The organism is Bradyrhizobium altum, assembly GCF_020889705.1.
GTDB lineage: Bacteria > Pseudomonadota > Alphaproteobacteria > Rhizobiales > Xanthobacteraceae > Bradyrhizobium > Bradyrhizobium altum.
In genome coordinates this window covers 1-3491 of sequence record NZ_JACMYP010000459.1, presented here as the reverse complement: position 1 = coordinate 3491, position 3491 = coordinate 1, and the positions used below count along the sequence as shown (strand labels likewise).

At 66.8% G+C, this 3491-nt stretch carries 4 protein-coding genes; 2 read left to right on the top strand and 2 right to left on the bottom strand.

From position 1 onward, the window contains the following. Both H8B02_RS46155 and H8B02_RS46150 read right to left on the bottom strand, forming a co-directional pair. Positions 1 to 453, bottom strand: a 453-nt coding sequence (locus H8B02_RS46155) for an alpha/beta fold hydrolase (RefSeq protein WP_229172349.1), incomplete at its 3' end; no start/stop codon positions are given. A 78-nt stretch (positions 454 to 531) separates the two neighbouring features. Beyond that, on the bottom strand, positions 532 to 1665 hold the full coding sequence (locus H8B02_RS46150) for a hypothetical protein (protein ID WP_229172348.1): 1134 nt from the start codon (positions 1663 to 1665) through the stop codon (positions 532 to 534). 249 nt (positions 1666 to 1914) lie between these two features. Between H8B02_RS46150 and H8B02_RS46145 the strand changes: the two genes are divergently transcribed. Next, positions 1915 to 2160 (top strand): zinc-finger domain-containing protein, encoded by a 246-nt coding sequence (locus H8B02_RS46145; protein WP_092115185.1) that lies wholly within the window; start codon positions 1915 to 1917, stop codon positions 2158 to 2160. Positions 2161 to 2167: 7 nt separating this feature from the next. Further along, a complete protein-coding gene (locus H8B02_RS46140; RefSeq protein ID WP_229172347.1) occupies positions 2168 to 3370 on the top strand; it encodes an FAD-dependent monooxygenase in 1203 nt (400 codons plus the stop codon). Positions 3371 to 3491: the final 121 nt, after the last annotated feature.

Genomic DNA, 3491 nt, shown 5'->3' with positions numbered 1-3491 from the left:
GGTGACATCGTCGAGCGACGGCGCCTCCAGCGCCAGCGCGACGGCCTCGCCGGGACCGCCGCCCTCGATCAGCCCGATGCCGATGCCGCCGAGGAGCGCCGAACGCACCCGATCGGAATTTTCACGCGCCAGGATCGCCGTCATCCGCGAGCCCAGCGAATAGCCCATGATGTCGGCGCGTGCGATTCCGAGATGATCCATCAGCGCGATCACGTCGCTTGCCATGGTCGCGATCTCATACTGCGCGGCATCGTAGAGCTTGGCGGATTCACCGTGGCCGCGATTGTCGAGCGCGATGACGCGACGGCCGGCCTTGACGAGCTCCGACACCCAGGTCGGATAGATCCAGTTGACGTTCTTGCTCGACGCAAAGCCGTGCACGAGCACGATCGGCTCGCCCGCGCCTTCGTCGATATAGGCAATTTCAACATCGCCGTGATGGAAACTCGGCATCATCGATTCCGTTTTTTCTTGGGACTTAGGATTTGGGATTTTGGATTTGGGATTTGCGATCGACCGGCGACCGCAAGCTTAGCCCTGAGCGGGGATACTCGCCAGCGCGGCCTGCGCGGTCATCTGCCGCTTCAGGCGCAGCGCCTTGTTTCGTCTGAGCCACCACGCCGTGGTTCGCTCGGTGGTGGCCTTGATCGACGACAGGAAGCCGAACAGCGCAAGCAGTGCGCCGAACAGCCACATGGTGAGGTTGAATGTGCCGGCCACGAGCAGCAGCGCGCCGCGGCCGAGCAGCTTGATGATCGCGCGGGTCTGGCCGCCCTTCACCTCCGCGATGCGGGTTGCGCGCGCGATCTCCTGCGGGTTCTCCGCGACCTTCAGCGTGTCCCGCGCGGCACGGACCCCCGCCGCCTCGCCGATGCGCCCGACGTCCTTGGCGACGCGCACCAGCGCGCCGGCCTTCTCGGCGCGGAACGCCGCGCGGATCGCGGTTGCAGTCTCTGCCGGCCGCAGCACCGAGCCTGACGCGACCGCCTCACGCAGCGCCGGCTGATCGACCACCTTGCGGGTCGAGCGCCCGGCCCATTCGATCATCCCCTCGCTCAGCCGTCCGGCCTTGCGCGTATCCTTGACCAGCGTCAGTCCGGCGCGCAGCGGCGCGGCGCCGCCGACCGACACATAGGTGGCCGCAGTCACGGCGAGCCCGGCGGCCGCAAGGCCAAGCACCAGTCGGTCGGTGTCCTCGCCCATCACGAGATGCTTGCCCTCGCGCACGACGTCCCTGACGTCACCGAACACGAACAGGTCGCCCGCGACCGTGCCCGACAGGCTTGCGACGTCGTCGGCATTGCCGGTCACGAGGCCGGTGGCAAATCCCTTGGCGAAATGTGCGGTTGACGATTGCTCGGCACGCGCATCGTCGACGCGCCTTGTGAGTTCATCACTGAGCGCGATGTTGTTCTCGCTTGCGAGCGCGACAAAGCTGGTCGCAAGATCGGCATCTCCGGAGGCGAGCGCCGCCTCGATATTGTCCGATATCAACGCCGGGTTGTTGCGCAGGACGGAATTGAGCCTGAGGTCGGCGAGCGCAGCCGGATCATTCCGCGCTGACAGCACCGTGCCGGCGTCCCGGGCGTGCGGCCAAATGGCCGCGCCCACGGCAGCGCTCGCTGCCAGGCCGGCCACCGCCAAACTGAGGCGCACCCCGTTCATTCCGCTTGAAACCTCAAGTTTAATTCGCCTTGTTCAGCTCGCCTTGGAAATAGTGTGCCGTTTTTGCGACACAACGGCTCCGACCAAAGAAGGGCTTCTCTGGGACGACAAGATTGTGTCGAATTTGCATGAGCAAATGAGCCATCGGGGCTCTAGGAATCAACTGTTCCCGCCAGTATGGTGCGCGGCATTTCGCGATGCCGCATGCTGTTGATTGCGTCTGCCCATCGTTGCCACCAAGGTGAGAATATGTCCGACCACGTCGTCCCGCACTTCCATAACGATGCCGGTGTCTCGGTGATCGAGATCGGGTCGCAGGAGTTCATGTGCGTGGGCGCCAACCCTCCGTTCGACCATCCGCACGTGTTCCTCGACCTCGGCAACGACAGCGAGATCATCTGCCCGTATTGCTCGACGCTCTATCGCTTCGCGTCCGACCTCGCTGCCGGCGAAGCCCGGCCGCCGGAATGCGTGCTGAAGGACAAGGTCGCCTGACCGCTCCGTGGCGCTGACGCGAACCGTCATCGTTGCCGGCGCTGGGATCGGAGGACTGACGGCGTCGCTGACCCTGGCGGCACAGGGCTTTCGCGTCGTCGTGCTGGAAAAGGCCGAGCGGCTCGAGGAAGCCGGCGCCGGCATCCAGCTCTCTCCCAACGCCAGCCGCATCCTGGTCGAACTCGGGCTCAAGGAACCGCTGGCGCGGCGCGCGGTCACGCCGGAATCCGTCAACATCCTGAGCGCGCGGGCCGGTGGCGAGATTGCGCGGATGCCGCTCGGCCGGGCCGCCGAGTTCCGCGCCGGTGCCCCCTATTGGGTGATCCACCGCGCCGATCTGCAGGCCGCGTTGCAGGCCGCCGTCAACGACCATCCCGATATCGATCTGCGGCTCGGCTGCCAGTTCGAGGACGTGACCAAGCACGCCAAGGGGCTGACGGTGGTGCAGCGCCGCGGCAACGCACGGCAGGAGGAATTGGCGGTTGCGCTGATCGGCGCGGATGGCATCTGGTCGTCGGTCCGCGGACATTTGTTTCCGGATGTACAGCCGCGATTCTCCGGCCTGATCGCCTGGCGCGGCAGGCTCGACGCGACCGCCTTGCCGCGTGAATACACCGCGCCGCGCGTGCAGCTGTGGATGGGGCCGGACGCGCATCTCGTGGCCTATCCGATCTCGGCCGGCCGCCAGGTCAACGTGGTCGCGATCGTATCCGGCACCTGGAACCGGCCGGGCTGGAGCGCGCCGGGTGACATCAACGAGATCAAGGGCGCGTTCGCTTCCGCACGCTGGCCGGCCACGGCGCGGATGCTGATCGGCGCGGTCGACGGCTGGCGCAAATGGGCGCTGTTCACCCTGCCCGACATCGGCCGCTGGAACGAAGGGGCCGTGACGCTGCTCGGCGACGCCGCGCATGCGATGCTGCCGTTTGCCGCGCAAGGCGCCGGCATGGCGATCGAGGATGCGGCCGTGCTCGCCAAGGCTCTGGCCGACTGCACCGGCGAAAACACCGCAGGCATTCCCGCCGCGTTGAAGCGCTACGCCGAGATGCGGCGCGGGCGCGTGCTGAAGGTGCAGCGCATGGCACGGCAGCAGGGCCGCATCTATCATTTGAGCGGACCCCTGGCGATCGCCCGCGATCTCGCAATCCGCGCCATCGGTCCGCAGTGCATGCTGGCGCGGCAGGACTGGATCTACGACTGGCGCGCCTGAGAGATTAGGTGAACGCGGCTTACGTGCGCGACCAGCAATCGGCTCATCGCGAAGCGCTTGTTCAGTGAACGAGGCCTCGCGGCGCGCGCGGGCCGTTTGCCCCCGGCGCAGGCGCCGCGGG